General features: G+C 45.1%; 13 protein-coding genes. 6 read left to right on the top strand and 7 right to left on the bottom strand.

Going from position 1 to position 17540, the window contains the following annotated elements; all coding sequences use genetic code 11:
* Positions 1-2 precede the first annotated feature (2 nt).
* A complete protein-coding gene (locus AAW12_RS19050) occupies positions 3-1361 on the top strand; it encodes a RagB/SusD family nutrient uptake outer membrane protein (RefSeq protein ID WP_046675208.1) in 1359 nt (452 codons plus the stop codon).
* Between the two features lie 68 nt (positions 1362-1429).
* Here the strand turns inward: AAW12_RS19050 and AAW12_RS19055 are convergent, their stop codons facing one another.
* From AAW12_RS19055 to AAW12_RS19065, 3 genes are all read right to left on the bottom strand, one after another.
* Positions 1430-1771 carry a hypothetical protein gene (locus AAW12_RS19055; protein WP_046675209.1) on the bottom strand — a complete coding sequence of 114 codons (342 nt, stop codon included), beginning with the start codon at positions 1769-1771 and terminating at the stop codon, positions 1430-1432.
* A gap of 163 nt (positions 1772-1934) precedes the next feature.
* Positions 1935-2507 carry a MauE/DoxX family redox-associated membrane protein gene (locus tag AAW12_RS25710; protein ID WP_053003823.1) on the bottom strand — a complete coding sequence of 191 codons (573 nt, stop codon included), beginning with the start codon at positions 2505-2507 and terminating at the stop codon, positions 1935-1937.
* Between the two features lie 108 nt (positions 2508-2615).
* Positions 2616-3638, bottom strand: a complete 1023-nt coding sequence (locus tag AAW12_RS19065) for a helix-turn-helix domain-containing protein (protein WP_046675210.1) — start codon at positions 3636-3638, stop codon at positions 2616-2618.
* A gap of 819 nt (positions 3639-4457) precedes the next feature.
* Between AAW12_RS19065 and AAW12_RS19070 the strand changes: the two genes are divergently transcribed.
* The 3 genes from AAW12_RS19070 (at position 4458) to AAW12_RS19080 (ending at position 7116) form a co-directional block, all read left to right on the top strand.
* On the top strand, positions 4458-5147 hold the full coding sequence (locus tag AAW12_RS19070; protein WP_156167704.1) for a hypothetical protein: 690 nt from the start codon (positions 4458-4460) through the stop codon (positions 5145-5147).
* A 113-nt stretch (positions 5148-5260) separates the two neighbouring features.
* Positions 5261-6292, top strand: a complete 1032-nt coding sequence (locus AAW12_RS19075) for a hypothetical protein (protein WP_046675212.1) — start codon at positions 5261-5263, stop codon at positions 6290-6292.
* Positions 6293-6294: 2 nt separating this feature from the next.
* Positions 6295-7116, top strand: a complete 822-nt coding sequence (locus AAW12_RS19080) for a LytR/AlgR family response regulator transcription factor (RefSeq protein ID WP_046675213.1) — start codon at positions 6295-6297, stop codon at positions 7114-7116.
* A 285-nt stretch (positions 7117-7401) separates the two neighbouring features.
* Here AAW12_RS19080 and AAW12_RS19085 read toward each other — a convergent pair whose 3' ends face one another.
* A complete protein-coding gene (locus tag AAW12_RS19085) occupies positions 7402-7863 on the bottom strand; it encodes a PA2169 family four-helix-bundle protein (RefSeq protein ID WP_046675214.1) in 462 nt (153 codons plus the stop codon).
* Positions 7864-8170: 307 nt separating this feature from the next.
* Between AAW12_RS19085 and AAW12_RS19090 the strand changes: the two genes are divergently transcribed.
* Both AAW12_RS19090 and AAW12_RS19095 read left to right on the top strand, forming a co-directional pair.
* Complete coding sequence (locus AAW12_RS19090; RefSeq protein WP_046675548.1) at positions 8171-9154, top strand: YihY/virulence factor BrkB family protein; 984 nt, start codon at positions 8171-8173, stop codon at positions 9152-9154.
* A gap of 95 nt (positions 9155-9249) precedes the next feature.
* Entirely contained in the window at positions 9250-9435 is a 186-nt protein-coding gene (locus tag AAW12_RS19095; protein ID WP_046675215.1) for a CsbD family protein, read from the top strand.
* 51 nt (positions 9436-9486) lie between these two features.
* On the opposite strand, the gene AAW12_RS19100 is transcribed toward AAW12_RS19095, so the two are convergent.
* From AAW12_RS19100 to AAW12_RS19110, 3 genes are read right to left on the bottom strand one after another with little or no spacing between them, the layout of a single operon-like run.
* Positions 9487-9750, bottom strand: a complete 264-nt coding sequence (locus AAW12_RS19100) for a SemiSWEET transporter (RefSeq protein WP_046675216.1) — start codon at positions 9748-9750, stop codon at positions 9487-9489.
* A 46-nt stretch (positions 9751-9796) separates the two neighbouring features.
* Positions 9797-12127: a BamA/TamA family outer membrane protein gene (locus AAW12_RS19105; RefSeq protein ID WP_046675217.1), complete on the bottom strand. Its 2331-nt coding sequence runs from the start codon at positions 12125-12127 to the stop codon at positions 9797-9799.
* A complete protein-coding gene (locus tag AAW12_RS19110; protein WP_046675218.1) occupies positions 12093-17501 on the bottom strand; it encodes a translocation/assembly module TamB in 5409 nt (1802 codons plus the stop codon). Before AAW12_RS19110 ends, AAW12_RS19105 begins: the two co-directional genes overlap by 35 nt.
* Positions 17502-17540: the final 39 nt, after the last annotated feature.

Below are 17540 nucleotides of genomic sequence, written 5' to 3' on the forward strand. Positions count from 1 at the left end.
TCATGAAAAGACTTTTGAGTTTACTTTGTCTATTATTTTTATGGGGCTGTAACCCCAGTTTTTTGGATGTAAAGAACAACAAATCGCAGCTAGTACCATCGACTTTGACCGATTTCGAAATGCTGCTCAATAAGTACCCGGTTATGAATACATCCACGGGAAATGGTCTCGGTATTGCCAGTAGTGATGAAATCGCTGTGGATGATAATATTTGGCTGGCACTGAAAAAGCTACAGGATAAAAATGCCTATGTCTGGAGCAAGGATCTTTTTGAAGGTGAGGATGTGCCCGATTGGAACAATCCATATCAGACGGTTTTATATGCTAACCTCGTACTCGATGGATTGCAAAAATTGAAAGGCAAAGAGCAGGATGAAAGCACACGACTTAAACTCGAAGGCTACGCCCTGTTTTTTAGAGCGAAATCATTTTTTACTTTGGCAATGCATTTTGCTGCTCCTTGGGGCGATACCGACAATGAAACATTTGGAATCCCCTTGCGACTGGATTATGATCCGACTTTAATTTCTAAAAGGGCGACCGTAACGCAGACTTATGCACAGATTGAACGTGATTTGTTGCAAGCACTGGATCAATTGCCTAAACAGGTGCCCGTATTGTACCTGCCCGGTCGGGCATGTGCAATGATCATGCTTGCTCGCCTATATCTGGTCAAAAGTGATTTTGAGAAAGCCTTGACCTATGCGGGCATGGCGTTAAACGAAGGGTATTCATTATTGGACTATAATAGTATTAAACCTGGCGCCAGCTATACTTTCCCGGCAAGTGGAATAGGTAATAAGGAGTTTTTACTTTTTGAAAATGCTAATCAAGTTGAATATTTTTCCAAAACAAAATTGACCGTTCCGACCTCTTTTGTGGATATGTTCGATGGTAATGATCTGCGCAAAAGCTATTTCTTTACTAAGGTTGGAAACCTGTATCAATATAAGGGATCGTATCTTGGTTCTGCTTCACTCTTTACAGGAATAGCGCTCGACGAAGCTTATCTGATCAAGGCAGAGTGCTTAGTGCGTTTGGGGAAAGTCAATGATGGATTAAAGGCCCTTGGTGAGTTGCTTAAATACCGATATAAACCAGGTACAGCACCCGAATATAAAGATATGACGCAGGAGAAGGCTTTGGAACTCGTGCTGTTGGAACGGCGGAAAGAATTGTATCTAAGAGGACATCGCTGGTACGATCTAAGAAGGCTCAATCGGGAAGATCATCTTAAGACGGATCTAAAGCGGACGGTGAATGGGATAGAATACCTTCTTCCGGCAAGGGATAGGAGATACACTTTTCCTGTTCCTGATGAAGTCGTTATCAAATCTGATGTATTGCAGTTTGAACGGTAAAAAATAGGCTCCATCATAAATTTGAAGGAGCCAATAATCAAAACATGATAAACAAAATTATGATCTATCTATTGTTCTGGTTTGTAGGTCAGATCACTTGTGATCTGAACGTTCGACAATTGTGATGCCTCATCTACAGTTAACCCTGATAGATCGTGATTATCGGGGTTTTCAATAAAGCGTGCACAGCGCATGTCATCGGGAGTTGTATTACATTGACCCGACAAGGTTGGATCTGTAATGGCACTTCCTAATACATCATCACTTGGATTGGATGCATTTGTTGTAATCTGATACCAAGACGATGATGTTTTTTTCTCAGCATTTTTAAAACTGTTCAATCCAATAAAGGATGCCATTGCAATGGCCACAGCTACTGCGGCTTTTGCATTAAATTTTAATGTTTTCATACATTTAGTGTACTTCTATAATTTATAATTGTGTTCTTTTCTCTTTTTGATCGGCAAATGAAGCTTATCTAGGGAGAGAAGCCCTAAGTCTTTTGGCAGACGCGCCCTTTCGCCGAACCAGCCTAGGGTTCAGCTTCCGCTGTGGCAGATAGTGCTAATTTTTTTATGAACCTAACTTCGTCACCAATTTCTTTCGATGCGGAATCTTTATCTTTCTATCAAGTAACAAGCCTACAACACATGTAATGGTGATCAGACCATTGACCCAAAGATGTGCTCTCCAGCTGATCGGAAACTCGAGTATACAATCGCAGGGAATACTTTCCCAGGTATCGCGCAAGGCAAGGATCACATAGCCTGAAAAAACAAGCATCAGGAGGAGCGTAAACCAAAATCCCAACCGTTTTGTCCTTTCAAAAATAAAGAGGATACCGGTGGCTAATTCCACGGCTGGCAGGATATAGGACAGCATAATCCCATACTGATCGGTAAAGGGCTGCCTGATCATGAATGTCCTGAATTCGGCGTAAGTGAATACCTTTTTCGACCCGACATAGATCCATATGCAGAGCAAAGCAAAAGTTAATACCTGCAGGACAAATTCCTGGGGATGCTTCCTGATGTACGAAGCCACCCCAGTGAATTTGCGTCCTAACCAGCTACGTGACCTCAGGCCTTGAACTATATTCGCTGCTGCAATTCCATCATGCTGTCTATATTTTCCGTTTTCTTTCATTGCCGTTTTTGTTAATTGTTTACCAGGTTTTATAAAGCTAAATTACAGCGATAAACTCCCGAGCGTTAAGCAGAAAACAAAGTATTGATTGGCAAAAAACCGGCTTGGCTAGCAGGAGGGGCCAGCAGAATTGTTTTCAGAAGATGGGGCATTGGCCACATTTTCCTGCTGATGCTTAAAGGTTAGCGGAGTAAGTCCCGTCTGGCTCTTGACAAATTTGTGCAGCTCATTGATACTGCTGAATCCACACTCTTCGGCAGTGGTAGCCAGCTTATCATTGCCCACAATAACGGAAGCAATAAGAGCCAGAAGCAGCTGGTTGCGGTAATCGTGAAATGTGCAATCATACTGTTTTTTATGTTCTTCGTTGATATGATCTCTGGATTTTAACAGTACTTCTGCTATATCCGATAACCTGGCCTTTGCCCCCTGATGCACAATCATGATTTCCAGTAAATTGCGTGCTTGGTCGATCGGCCTTTCCTGATGATCCGTATGCAACTTAAATCGGCTCAGCTGGATCAGAAAGATCAGGTGTTTCAGCAGTGTATGCTCATTGTCCAAAATATGGGGATTGATCTTGCTGAAAAGCAGCTGCAGATGCCTTTTGGTCACCTCGTCCACAGCAAAGGTAATGCTGGTATCCGACCGTGGTGACCGTTCCTTCTTGGCGCTCACCAGATGCTGTAAAAAACTAAAATGCCGATTGGAGGGCGGCCGAAAAAGTCCTGCATCCAGAATGAACCCGACTAAGATATGATGGCCTTTTGGGACCCTAAGTTGGTATTCACCTTTGGCTAAATAGAGGTAAGCGCCCCGCCCTTCGACAAAGTCCATTGCAAAATCTTGTGTACAATGGTATTGCTGCAGGGGGGAGCCGCTCAACAAAGGGTAGGTAAGATGCAGGTCGCCCTGTGCGGTATACACCGGGATCGTTTCTTGGCGCTCCATCCAAAATTCATAATAATAGAGATAGCCATAGCGGCCATCAAAAATCTGCTCGCTGATGCAGTTGGTAGGGGATACCCAGTGCCGCTCCTGCGCATTGCGAATGGGATAAGTCAGACGCTGTAGTGGGGAGGTGACTGGTTCATATTCCCGGGGTAGGGTAAAGTCATAGCTTCTTTTCATGTGATTGTTTTGTTACTAATTGGCCTGATTTAACTGTTTGTTTTACTGTATGTTGCTTTATAGGGGTCGGAGTCTACTAAAAAGCGAGAATAGCCGCAAAAAAAACTGTGGATCGGTCTGGGGATCCGGTGAAAGGCTCTGGAGACCCGGTGAAATCTAAGCACTGGTCAAATTACCGGTTCACCCTGCCATAGAACCTATACGCCCAAAAATGCAGGTGAACTGTTGTATTTCTACCAAATTCGTCACTGTGATCATCAGGCTTTCCTGGCTCGAAAGCAAAGTGACCAAACGGGGCATGTTTGGTGCTGGACTGAAACAAAAAAAGACAATAGAATGGAACAGTTTTTTATGGAAATGCAGTTCTTGGCTGATCAGGCGCTTTGTAAGTTTTCCAACACGGAAACAGTAAAACTACTGAGCAAGAGTAGCGAGGAAAAATGCAGCATTTACTACTTCTAATTAAATCGTAAAAGAACGAAGGGTGATCCGGACATCCTTCCTAATAACCAATTTATTTGAATGACCATGCTTATCAGAGCTAAAAACAGGGGACTTGACCCCGATTTAAAAACACATATCCTTGCGCTCAATTCGGATAGCTGGCACAGATCACTCAAAGCTGTGGCACTCTTATACCGGTGGCAGCTGATCCCGCAAGATGGGGATTTGATCCGTTTGCTGCAGATGTGCCAGGACTGGTTCAACCAGCCGCGTTATCGCAGCGACGATCATTTATTTCAGCAGTTGGTTCACAACTGGCCTAGGTCTGATCGGCAGCCGCACATCTGGGCCTGCCTGCATATAGGTCCTTATGGGATGCTGCCTAGGATGTTGATGCGCCAGGGGCATAAGCTAGCCATACTGCTTCGCTCAGCTGTTTTTGAAGCACAGGCGGCGATTTACCGGCAACAGTTTAGATGCACTTTTGGGCGTGAGGCTACGGCGGCCGAACTGATCTTTGTCAAAGCTGACCAGGGCAATCCGCTGCGCAGACTCCGAGAAGCGCTCCAGCAGGGTTTTCATGTGATTTTTTTTGTCGATGGACAGCTTGACATCGGCCAATCTGCTAAAGGCTGGATCCCGGTCAGGCTGCACGGTGTGGGCTTATCCTTAAGAGCTGGTATTGCTGCATTGAGCTGCTGGTCGGGCGTTCCGATCACAGCAGCCATCCTCACATGCAGGCAGGAGCAGATGTCGCTTTATCTTGGAGAAGATTGCCCTGTACATAATAAAGCCGATTACCAACCGATATTACAATCCGTAGTTGATCTTGTGCAGGAACTGGAACCGGAGGAGCTGATCCAATGGGAGTGCTTGCCAAGACTGTTTGATAGCGGCGCTGCGGATGGGCCGAATAAGCTGCCGAGGCGAAGTATCTGGCTGCCACTTGTCGTAGGCGAAAAAGAAATGCTCTTCGATTTGGCTACGGGACGTTCGGTTGTTATTGGAGCCCAGGAATTTGAACGGGCCTGCCGGCAATTTCAATTGTTGCGATTATATGTTTAAACGCATTTTTTACTTGGAAAGGTTGTGTAAATCTTGTTTAATGTATAAATTGTCTCTTAAAATAATTTTTTTATAAAAACAAAAGTTTGTTTTGCTTGCTACCTAAACTAATTATGATCAAAGAAAGGATTTTTAAGCCATTGCCACGTCGTTTTCATGTTGTTTTTTGGACTGGCTATTTTACCTGGATCATGGCAGTCAATACCTATAAATTCGGCTGGTGGCATATCTTTATCGTTTTGGCTGTAACTCCCCTGATGTTAGGCATCAGTTATGTAAACCGTGCCTGGCTACGCCGTATACTTTTTAGAAGATTCGCCCCGCTACGTTTGACGATTGTGCTCGGCTATTTTCTGCTGACGGCGGTGGCTGTTTTCTTGGTGCTGTATAAATTTCCGACTGAACTGAGCCGGCGGGTGCTACGCAATCCCAGGATGTTTAAAGCGATCGACTTTGTAATTGATGTGTTCACCTTCTACATCACTTTTGCTCTCAAAGGAATCCTCATTCTTGCCACCGAGATTTTTTATAACCTCAGTACGGGCATTTTTCGGCATTTGGGATGGATACGGTACCAGTCACAGGAAAGTATAAAAGCACAGCTCTTTCGCAACTGGGCCGTTCATTTTATGGGAAATCTGACACAGAGCTTTATTCACCTGGCAAAGAAGAATCCCGCAATATTAACCCGAATGGATCTTTTTTTTGCGCTGGAAGTTTATGCCATGCGAAAGCTCAACTTTGAGAAAAATAGCCTGGGGAAACTGGACGATGAGCTTTTTTATCTACAGCAATTACTTCAGTTGTACAGGCAGCAGCAGATCAAACTGCAGCTGGAAATACAGGATCGGAGCAAGACAATCATTCCCCTGGTCCTGTTGAGCATCTGCAAAAATATGGTTAAACATGGCGATTTCAGTGATTATTCATTTGAAAGTATGATATATGTGTTTAGTGATACTGAAAAGGTATCGATAAGCTGCAGGAATAAAGTGTCCGCAAGGTCGGGCTGGATCTTTGAGGCGGGCGGAACAGGTTTAGAACAAATGACAAAATTACTTCACCTGCAATACGGTGAGGCGTTTTCCCTGATAAAAAAAGTAGACGACGGAATATTTTACTTGAACTTGGAAATAAAAACGTAAACATGGATACGATAAAAAAACTATTGAAACAAGAAGGGCGGCTTCGAAAAATCCGGGTCGCCATTGTTGACGATGATCCCGATATCGTTGATGATCTCAAAGGATATGTGGACTTGACGGATGGCGTTGAATGTGCATATACGACAACAAATCCAAAGGAAATCTTGGTTGCATTGCGCACGCTAAAACTGGATGTGCTGTTTTTGGACATTGAAATGCCCATCGTGGGTGGCCTTGATATTTTGGGGCAGCTTGCGGGTCTCAAACGCTGTAATCCGGGTATTGCCAATCTGCAGGTTGTGGTTTGCAGTACCAATAGAGAGGTTGGCGATAAAATGTACCATTATGAGGTGACGGATTATTTTCTTAAACCTTTTGAGCGAGAGCGTTATTATACAGCGATCAATAAGGTAAAGGACAGAATCAAAGGAATGGGCCTAAATGATCTCGATGATGACAATATCTGCTTTTTCTATGGGGAGCGCGGTGCAGCCAAGAAAAGACTGAATTATGATGAAATCCGCTATGTGGAAGCTAAGGACGAGCATACCTGGATATGGCTGGATGCTAAAAACTATATCGAGGTCAATGAGGCCTTTGGCGATATCGTCTCCTGGTTGCCCAAGTCGGGCTTTGCACAGGTGCACCGTAGTTTTGTGGTGTCGCTCAGGCATGTGATCGGGATTACAAACAAACATGTGCTGCTCCCCGATATTGAAATCAATCGGGGAGAGAAAGGGAAATACAAATATTTTTACCAATGGATTGACGCGAATACAATCAAAGGGAAATTCCGGCGTTATGGTATCGACCGTAGTTATTAACAACGGGATAGCAAAAATGTCGTTCGGCTGTAAGTTGTTGTACTAGGGGGCAGCTTGTGAACGGACGGCTATCTGATTCGACCTGCAAGCGTGGTGAGTGCACAGTGAGTCCACGTTGAGTCCACCTTTTAATAGTGCTTTCACTGTGCTTGCAGGGTTTTTACATATTGGCCGCAACGCGAAGCTGGTAATAAGCTTTATATACTATATTTGCAAGAAGACCACTGAAAATTAAAATTTTCAAAATTTCAGGATGTCATTAGCTTAAATTTGTGTATTCACATTCTACTTGCTGCCGTTACACAGGATTTTAATATTTTCATGGGCTTCGCGCTGCTGGCTGATCTGTATTTGGATCAGGTTTTTGGCCCCAACGGATAGCTTGTTTTCCTCCGCTAGCGCTTTTTCATAAACTTCACGGAAAGCCACCTCACCCCGCTCACATTGCTCCAACAAAGACTGCATATTGCCGCCCGATAATTTGGATTTGATCACCATCCACAGCCGGAAAAGCTCGCCGCTCAGTTTCGTCCGGTCCGTGGCGTATTGACCGGCAAACTCAACCAGCGGACTGAGTTCAGTAATAAATTTTTCAGACTGCGCAGCGAGCTGGTTAAAAACAGCCTCCCGGGCACCTTCACCCTGCTCGTTGGCCAGATCAACCGCCAGCTTGTATCCTTCGATGCGGTCATTATTGATTTTAATAAGGTCATTTAAAATATTGGGGTCGTTCTGATTACTTTTCATCTTTTCGTTATACTATTTTTAATCTTTATGCTGTTTTAATCTTAAATGCTGTTTTTAAGAGGAACAAGGAAGATTAATCATTAGTTTGTCTTTATTTCTTTTATGATAATTTGTAGCGGCTTACTGCTTGATTTTAAGCAGACTTAATTCCAATTTGTACGCATAAGCTAGACTCCTGCCCAAGCGGAAAATGTATAATGTAGACTTTATTTTCTTAAAAAAACAAACGTTCTGCCTTTCTAATAGTTTCTTTCTTAGAAAACAATACAGATCTAGAACAGTAAAGACTAAAAAAAGCACGAGAGCAATGGATGTAAAAAAGGAAAAGAAAAGCAGACTACAGACCTATTGGACAATACTGAAAAATACAGTATCGGGATTTATTAATGAAGACTCCATGAAATATAGTGCTTCATTATCGTATTATACGGTTTTTTCCATTGGTCCCATATTGGTATTGATGATCGCACTAGCCGGTATATTTTATGGTGCCGAAGCCATTCAGGGAAAGGTTTTTGCCGAATTGAACGGTTTGGTGGGCAATAGTGCCGCCAAACAGATTGAAGAGGTCATCCAGAACCTCCAGCTGTCGGGAAAATCCAATATGGCGTTGGTGATCAGCTTGGTGACCCTGATTATCGGGGCAACTACGGTTTTCGGCGATATGCAAAACTCCATCAATAAAATATGGCATGTGCGCCCAAAACCAAAAAAGGGCTGGTTAAAACTGATTCAGGACCGACTGCTATCCTCCTCGCTCGTTATTGGACTGGGCTTCCTGTTGGTGGTCACCTTGATTGTTAATGGGATAATCTTGGCCTTGACAGGTCAGCTGCAGCGGTACTTTCCGGAAATAACGGTCGTGCTGATGAACCTGATCAATTTTGTCATCTCCTTTGTGGTTATCGTCGTCCTCTTTAGCGTGATCTTTAAAACCTTGCCCGATGTCAATATTCAATGGAAAACTGTTCGGGCGGGCGCGCTATTCACGGCTATATTATTTGTTATCGGTCGTTACCTGATCGGCATCTATTTAGAACGTTCGGCCACGCAGGATACCTACGGTGCGGCGGGTTCCTTTGTGCTTATCCTGCTGTGGGTATACTATACCGCGGCAATCCTTTATTTTGGCGCTATTTTCACACGGGAGTATGCGACGGAAATGGAAATACCGATTGAACCTTCAGAATTCGCGGTGCATGTGGAGACGCAGGAAATCGAGCGAAATGTGGATGAAATACCACCGGCACCACTTGATTCCGAGGAAAACACCATTGATAAAACAACGTAAAATTGTCGCGACTATTTTTAACATTTGATAACATTTTTTTTTAAACGATTCCAGCTGCAGGCTGTTATATCTATAAAAAACGAAAGGAAATTATTATGAGCGAATTAACTTGGAAAGGTCGTTGGAACGAAATTAAAGGTAAGGTTAAACAGCAATATGCAGACCTTACAGATGATGATTTACTATATGCAGAAGGCAAAGAAGATGAGTTGGTGGGTAAACTTCAAAAGAAAACAGGTAAGACACAAGATGAGGTGAATAGCTGGTTGAACGGTTTGTAGAATAGTGTTTTCAGGGTAAAGGCGGATAGTAGCAATGCTATCCGCCTTTTTTTATGCCTTTTTTCTGTAAATCAGATAGCTGCCCAGGAGACACAGGTTTACGAGAACAGCAAAGCTGTTTGAATAGATAATGGGCGCCTCACTTTTCATTACGCCGTACCATACCCATAGGGAAAGCCCTATGATTAACGTTAACAGCATAACAGGAGAAAGGTCATCCACATTCTTTTCTTTCAATACCTTGATCAGCTGCGGCAACATCGAAATGGAGGTCAGAATCCCGGCAATAATTCCCAATAAGTTTTCATTGATCATAAGAGAAATAGCTGTTTAATTGTATCATGCATTCTGCTCAAATCGACTAAAATGGATAACCGATCGCAAGATTAAACATCAGATTGTCTTTCCGCCATCTTGAACTTCCAAAGTTGATATCTTTCAGTACCCAGCGCTCGCCTTCTGGTAAATAAGGAATGCGGAATGGAATAGAAAAGTCGGTACGCAGGATCAGAAAGGTAAAGTCAAAGCGTAGCCCCAGGCCACCGCCCACGGCAAGCTCCTTGAGGAAATCCTTGCTGAATTTGCCTCCGGGCTTATTCTCATCCTCGCGTTGTAACCACACATTACCGGCATCAATAAAGGCAGCCCAATGGACGGGACCCGCTATTTTGGCTCGGTACTCGGTATTCAGCTCCAGCTTGATATCGCCCGTCTGATCAGCATAAAACAGTCCATTTCCAAGGCGCTCGGGTGCCACCGTACCCGGCCCAATTGCCCGCGCGCCAAAGGCACGGATGCTATTCGGACCACCCACATAATATTGCTTCAAGTAGGGGAGGGAACGCGAATTGCCGTACGAGTAGCTCATCCCGATACTCACCCGGGAAGCTAGTTGTGAATTTTCGCTGAGTTTGAAATAATGCCTGCCGTCAACACTGGCTTTGATATACTGTGAGAAGTAGGCGTCAAAGAGTTTAAACGTTTTCCCCTTGTTAAAATCTGCTCCTTTGATCAGTCCCAGAATATTGCCCGACAGGTCCAGATTGCCCTTAAAATAAAAGGTATTCTGCAGATGCTTTTTCATGGTATTCTGAAAGGTGAAATTATAATTGGGCCCAATCGTAAATTGGGGATCGATTACATGCCGCAGCGCCGGAATGGTATCCATCTGCATTTTATAGCTTTCCGAAATGCCTCTCGGCTGTACATAGGTGATTTCCATCAACGCCAGATCATGCTGTTTCTCTTCGTTCTCTTGCCAGGTATAACCGTAGCTCAGCGCCATGGAATTGAGGGTATAGGCTTTTCGCCGGTTTAAAAATTCATAGCGTGCCTTGATATAGGTGTTCGGAATAAATTGGCGCGAAGGATTGATGGTACCAAATGGCGTCAATATCCTCGGAAAGGTTAAGGTGGCCTCGGTACCGTATCGGAAATAGCTGGAGTTAAGATCGGCATTGCCTCCCGTCTGCAGTTCGTAGCCGCCAAATACATTGATATTGAGCTTTTCGGCTCCTTTAAAAGCATTCCGCAGGGTCCAGTTAACATTAACTTCCGTACCGTTGTAGACGGAAGCCATCTTACCCAGCAGCTCTACCCGGATGGATTTCTTGGGCAAGGGCGTGAGATAATAGTACACATCCAGCGCGTTGGGCACTTCCTTGCTGTCCACAAAGTTATTTTTGACAAATTTCCAGCTGTTCAGGTTTACCAAATGGCTGATGGTCCGGTTGTGGGCATCGCGGTTGTAGAGGTCGCCCTGCTTGAAAAAGATGTGGTTGGCAATAACAGGTTTGCGAAAGCTGTGTTTTGGATCGATAAAGTAATAACTGCTATCAAAGGGCTCGGCATTCCGGGCCGACCGCTGGTAGCCTGCCCCGGTCTCCGTATAGTTGGGGTAGATATAAATCTTGTTGATTTTGGACGGTACCCGGGCCTGCTCAGGAGCTTCTTTTTTTACCGTGACATACAGATTCACCTTATGGTTGCCGATGGTGCTATCGACCTGCACCAGGATATAGTCGGGGCTAAAATAATAGTAGCCCTTATTTTTAAGGACATTGTCTATCCGGTCCCTTTCGTTGAGCACCACATCAAGACTATAGTTTTTGTTGACCTGTAGCAGGCTCTGTCCGGAAGTTTCGCGGATATCCCGGCCGAGTTGGGTCGTGCTGTCCACATCAAAGGTGACCGATTTAATGCGGTAGATCAGATTGGGCTTGGCGGTATAGTCTACCGTTGCTTTTTTATTTTCAACGGTGGTATCAGAGGTTACTTCGGCATTGAAAAATCCGATATTCTCCAGTCGGTTGCGCAGCAGATTTTCATTGTACTCCCGGTTTACATCGCTCAGCAGTACGGGTTCCTCACCAATTTTTTTGAGGAAACGTTTTATAAAGTTGCTGTTGGCGGTATCGCCAGCCATATTGTTAAAATATAGCTTATAGGGCATGCCCAGCACCCGCTTGTTGGGTTTGGGCCGCAGCGATTCGGCCAGGTAGATCGCCAGCTTTTCCTTGTTTTTCTTCGAAATGGTATCGGATGCGATGTTCACATTCCCCTTCACATACAGGCTCTCGCCTTCGGGTAGGTTTTTGGTCGACGAACAGGCCGCAATGATGCCGCTTATTATAAATAGGCCAATCAGCCCCTGTAGTTTAATTTGCATGGTAAGCCCTTTCTTCGTCTTCATTTTTAATTGCTGTGGTTTTGATCGTGTCTAACTGTTTCGGCGTACTCTTTTTCCCTGCGCTGTTTGCTGTGCTGTCCACCTGCTGGCGGCGCTGCTGTTCTTTTTCCTGTTCTTCCATGCGTTTGCGGTATTCGGGGCTATGGAGCATCAGGCTGTCGCGGATGACGGTGCGGACGCTGTCCCGATAAGCCGAATCCTGTTCCATACGCTCGACATCAAAACGTCTCCTAAACTTCTTGCTGCCTGTATTGTAATATTCCTTGAGTTTTTTGGAGCGCATAAAGATTTCCTTAAATCGGTTGTAATCCATGGTAATGATAAAACCGATACCCGTTTCAACAAACTGTCCCTGCAAAGTGACCTGGTATTGGTTTTTGCGGTAGAATCGCGCAAAGTAGCGCCCATCTTGGGAAAGCTGATAATCCAGCTGTATATCACCGGCAATATTATTGGCCGCCTCACCAGGGCGTGAATTTCCCTCTACTTCAAAGTTAGATCCGATATTTACTTTCAGGCGGTCGTTGAGCAGCATTTTGGACACACCGATGTTCAGGTCGGTACGCGTCTGGGCAGTTCCGGTGCTGTAATCGTCTGCTGAGGTCAGGTTGAAATCAAGTTCAACTCCCGTAATTAAATCGGAGGCCAGGCGGTTGAGCTGCGAACTCAAAAACGAACTGACGCTATTGCGTACCAGTGCTTCTGTACCACCGCCACCAGAAAGGCTTTCAAATGGATTGGCCGACATAAAACGCCCCAGCACTATCAGGGAAAAGACTTGTTTATTGAGGTCGGAAGGATTATCGCGTAAGGTCGCCAGGGCATTGTCTACCTTACTGATCACATCCTGCGATACGATGGCATTGTTGGCATTCAGGTCGATATCAAAATTGAGCTGTGGCTGAAACAGTTGGTCTGAAATTTTCAGCAACACGTCAAAAGGTATCTTTTGCTTATATAGGTTAGCGTTCTGTGTTCCAAGCTGTGGCGCTACCAGTTCTAGCGTAGGGGCTTTTAAGGTATATACTGCCGTAATATTTAACTGCGCGTCCAATGGATCGCCATTCCAGGTAATTGTACTTCCTTTCTGAAATTTGAAGTCTCTGCTGACGGGTCCAAAACTGAACGAATAACTTCCCCGCTCCACGGTAAAAGTGCCCGACATAGTTATTTTACCGCTGGCATCTACGCCGGCATTTAATTCGGCCTCGCCCTGAATGTTTAGGGCATCCTGCGAGCCTGCATCAAGCAGAATCTTAAACTTGGCATCCTTATCGGTCTGCAGGTTCAGGTCGACATCTATGCCCGTCAGTTTGGTGACGGTCATGGAATCTAATCGGGCAAGGGCATTTGCGGTGGCCGTATCACGTTTGTCCACAAATTCGACCACACCTTTCCGATCGGCCATACCGGGATCATTGTTGGGCATTACCATTGTAAAATCGGTACTGTCGAGTACTTTGATGGTACCGTCCACAACAGGCTTGTCCAGATTACCGCCTACATGCAGATCGGTACCCAGAAACATTTTTCCATAAAACAAGTCGTTATCGGCCTGTGTGGAATTGAGTACTTCAAAATTGTCCATCGCAATATCGAGGTCAAAATCAAAGGCGGTGTAGGTCTGTGTATGGACGGCACCGCTCACCTGCGCCCGATTACCTTTGCTATCTTCGAGTTCAAATTTGCGGAACGATATTCCATTTTGGTCAAAACGGATCTGTTCGTCTTTTGCTTTGAACAGGGCATTGAGCATGGCTACATTAAATTCGGCTTCCCTGAAATTGAGGTCGCCCCTGATCTGTGGTTTCGAAGGAGACCCATTTATTTTTAGCTGACCTTCGAGGTTGCCCTTTGCGTCTTTGAGGTTGCCCATGCTGAAGGCCTGTACGGTCTTCATCGTCAGTGGCGCAATATCCAGGGTGAAGTCAAGCGCTGCATCGCCTTGCGGTGGATTGATAAAGTCTCCGCTCAGGACGAGGTTATTTCCGTTTTCGGTAATGCTTACGTTGGCATTGTAGGTGTTTTCGCGTTCATTATTGACTTTGATATTGATATTGCCCACGGTATCTTTTCCAAAGTAAAACTTGTCGACGACAAGAGCGGCAACAAAAACAGGACTGCTTTCCAAGCGGGAGAGCGTGGTTTGTCCGTTGATGCCGCCGCCAACATCCAGGCTGTCACTCATGACCATCTTGCTCAGGGTCTCGATGCGGAAGTTTTTAAACGCCACATCAAGCGGTGAGTTCAGGATGCTGTCCTTCGAAGCGATGCGCAGTTCCTGTCCCTTGTTGCTGAGGACAAAATTGTTGGCCAGCAGTCCTGCGCTGCCAAATTTTAAGGTGTTGTTGGGCGCCACATCCCACTTATCGTAGTTGAGCATGAGGCCGTCCTGCAGCAGGCTGAATTCAAATAGGCCATTTTTGGCCTCCATGTTGGCACCCAGGTGGTACTGTTCTTTATCCTGCTTATCTTTGATCCAAAGCCCTATGTTGACGATGTTCTGAGCAACCTTACCACTGAAAACCGTATTGGTCAGCTCAATGCTGCTCATTTTAACTTTGTTGATTAAGGCCGAATAATAGAGGGCGCTATCCAGACTGTTGATATCCAGGGTCACATTGTCAACCGCTGTACCCGCATACACAATGCGTGGAGCATCCAGTTTGGCCGAGAGATTTTTGGAGGTACTATTGAAGAAACCGTCCAGGGTAATAGCTTTCATTTCTGTCAGCTGTGGCAGAAAATCCTGAATCAGTCTATTGCGGGTCAGCTGTGCCGAAAATTCGATCACCTGCGGTGAGTAGGCCGGAATCTTTACCGGCTTTTCGGGTTTGTAATAAACCTGAAGCAAATCTTGGACGGCACTTTGCAGCTCCAGAATTTTGTATTTGCCAACCAGGTGGGCATTCAGAAAATCAGAACGCAGCACCAACTGATTGCGGCTGGTATCGGCCTTGGCCAAGAGTGAGACAGTATCCAGTGCGTAACGATCGGAGTTATATCGGATAAACGAATTGGTAATATGCGCTTCACCATTCAAAAAGTTCGGATCTGCCGTGCTGAAGTTACCGCTCAGTTTACCCCGGTAGCTGAGCGCATCCTGCATCAGGTGTAACTTTTGCAGGTTGATGCTATCGACCAGTAGTTCGAATGATACCTTGGGATAAGTCGATTTCATATTGGCGCTGGCATTCAGCTTAAGGTTGATATTCGGATCGGGACTTAGAATGGATGCCTTCATCGCACCTTTATCGGCCGATATATCCATGTCGATATCATGGTAGCGGTAGCCCATCGCATCCAGCCGGTTCACTTTACCGTCAAAATTGGCCATCAGTTTTTTAGGATTGGTACCCTTGCCTTTGATTTTTCCTTCGAAAGAAAGGATGCCCAGGGTACTGTCCATTTTCATGATTTGACCGATATTGAGGTCACGAACGTTGACTGCCGCATCGTATAGGGTATCGCGCTTGGTCATTTGGACCGTTCCATCGACTTTGGCTGTGCCTTTTTCGGTTACCAATGCGAGGTTGGTCTTGAAGGCAGTCATTCCACCTTTAAAAGTTCCGCTCAGACCGATGGCGTTGGGTAGCTCGATGCCCTGGGGTAACATCGACTTGGAAACCAGTTTTTCGATATCCGAACGGCCGGTCGTCAGTTTTTTCAGGTTGAGGTCTACCGACAATTTATTCATATCGGGTAGTCCTTTCAGATGCAGGCTGGCAATCAATCGGGTATTGGAAAGTGTCCTGAAATCGATATTTGGAATATGCAGATCATCGACACGGCCGGCCACGCGGGTGTCGATATAAAATTTCTTGTCCAATAGGGGCTTCATCACCTGCATGGTGTCCAGGAAGGGCGCTAGAAATCGGATATCGCGCATATCAATATGGCTTTTTGTGATGTTGGCATTGACCGTGATCAGTTCTGGTCTTTTAGCGATGATATCCAGGGAAGGATAACTTAGCTTAACGTAATCGCGAATCAGCGTGCGTGGTGTTTCCGCATAGAGATTTTTGATTTCGGCACCGGTATTGGTATAATTGAAATCGACCTTTAATTGCTTGATGACAAAGCCGGAGTGGTCGGCTGCCACGAGTTCTTTCAAGGATCCGCTCATGGAGTCGGCGCTGTAGTACAGATCGGTTAACCTGGTTTTAAGACCGGGCATGTGGATATTAAAATAATCGAAGCCTTTGATGCGCGGCTGATTGTCGTCTTTAAAACGGATACTGGTATTGTTGATGATGATGTCTTTGGCTGAGACGACCCAATTCATTTTTGTGGCCGAACTGGTATCTGTTTTTGCAGTGTCATTCTTTTCTCCCTGGGTGTTTGATTTCTCAGTTTTTGCTTCCTTGTTTTTTGCGTTGGTTGTTGCCGCATCCACTGCTGCTGTGTTCGCTGTCGTTGCGTTGATTTTTGTCGCCTTGGCAGTAGTCTGTTGAATTTTTCCGAGCAGGACATTGTTGTCCGAGCCGTCGAGATCGAGCTTATTGATGTCGACAACCTGTTTGTTCAGATCGATCTTATTGATGTCGGCATGGAATTTTTTTAGGACAAATTGCGACTTCAGTGCACTGGACTGGTCCTCGTAGCGGACCAAAATATTATTGAGGTCGGCCACCTGTATACCCACGTCAGGAAGGAGCGAAGTCGTCTGTGCCGTTTTATCGGTGATACCAAAATCTTCTACCGATGGGCCTGCGCCTTCTATGGCGGGCTTCCACTGCTTGACCGTGGCATTTAGTCCGTCGATGTTGATTTTAGGTAGCTCAAAGGCCATGTTTTTGGTCAGGTCAAATTTCTTTATGTTCGTATTTAAACGACCAAGATAGACGTCGGCACTGGTACCGATCACAGCATCGGCATAAACCACATGTATTTTTTCAAACTGTATTTTATCGAGGTTAAACAGCAGGGCAGAAGTGGTGTCAGCAGTAGGTTCACTTTCTTTTTCAGAAGCAAAGGCCTTAACGATATAATCAAAGTTGAAGGCGCTGTCGGGAAGAGTACGTCGTATTTTGGCGGTAATTCCATGGGCTTCTAGGCTTTGGATCTCTACCGTATTTTTCAATAGCTTGAGCATATTGATATCGACGGCAATGCTTTTTCCCGCAACCAGGGTATCCTTACTTTGGTCTTCGAGGTAGATGTTTTCGAGGACCAATTTTTTTGGGAAATCAATATTGATGTAGCCAATGCTAACGGGCGTGCCGATCTTGCCTTCTACATAGTGCGTTACTTTTCCGGCGATATAATTCTGTATACTGGGCAGGCGCAATAGAAAAAGGATCAGCATAAAAAGCGCAATGATGCCGCCAATAATCCACAGTATTGTTTTTAAAGCAATTCGTGTAAATCTGTTCAAGGTGTTTTTCGATTTAAGTTTCCATTGAGGACAACACCC

The sequence above is a fragment of the Sphingobacterium sp. Ag1 genome (assembly GCF_000988325.1).
Lineage (GTDB): Bacteria > Bacteroidota > Bacteroidia > Sphingobacteriales > Sphingobacteriaceae > Sphingobacterium.

Bases quoted from the DNA above. Each gene is read 5' to 3' on its own strand.
- AAW12_RS19050 (WP_046675208.1), top strand. From the start codon at position 3: ATGAAAAGACTTTTGAGTTTACTTTGTCTATTATTTTTATGGGGCTGT.
- AAW12_RS19055 (WP_046675209.1), bottom strand. From the start codon at position 1,771: ATGAAAACATTAAAATTTAATGCAAAAGCCGCAGTAGCTGTGGCCATT.
- AAW12_RS25710 (WP_053003823.1), bottom strand. From the start codon at position 2,507: ATGAAAGAAAACGGAAAATATAGACAGCATGATGGAATTGCAGCAGCG.
- AAW12_RS19065 (WP_046675210.1), bottom strand. From the start codon at position 3,638: ATGAAAAGAAGCTATGACTTTACCCTACCCCGGGAATATGAACCAGTC.
- AAW12_RS19070 (WP_156167704.1), top strand. From the start codon at position 4,458: ATGCTGCCTAGGATGTTGATGCGCCAGGGGCATAAGCTAGCCATACTG.
- AAW12_RS19075 (WP_046675212.1), top strand. From the start codon at position 5,261: ATGATCAAAGAAAGGATTTTTAAGCCATTGCCACGTCGTTTTCATGTT.
- AAW12_RS19080 (WP_046675213.1), top strand. From the start codon at position 6,295: ATGGATACGATAAAAAAACTATTGAAACAAGAAGGGCGGCTTCGAAAA.
- AAW12_RS19085 (WP_046675214.1), bottom strand. From the start codon at position 7,863: ATGAAAAGTAATCAGAACGACCCCAATATTTTAAATGACCTTATTAAA.
- AAW12_RS19090 (WP_046675548.1), top strand. From the start codon at position 8,171: ATGGATGTAAAAAAGGAAAAGAAAAGCAGACTACAGACCTATTGGACA.
- AAW12_RS19095 (WP_046675215.1), top strand. From the start codon at position 9,250: ATGAGCGAATTAACTTGGAAAGGTCGTTGGAACGAAATTAAAGGTAAG.
- AAW12_RS19100 (WP_046675216.1), bottom strand. From the start codon at position 9,750: ATGATCAATGAAAACTTATTGGGAATTATTGCCGGGATTCTGACCTCC.
- AAW12_RS19105 (WP_046675217.1), bottom strand. From the start codon at position 12,127: ATGAAGACGAAGAAAGGGCTTACCATGCAAATTAAACTACAGGGGCTG.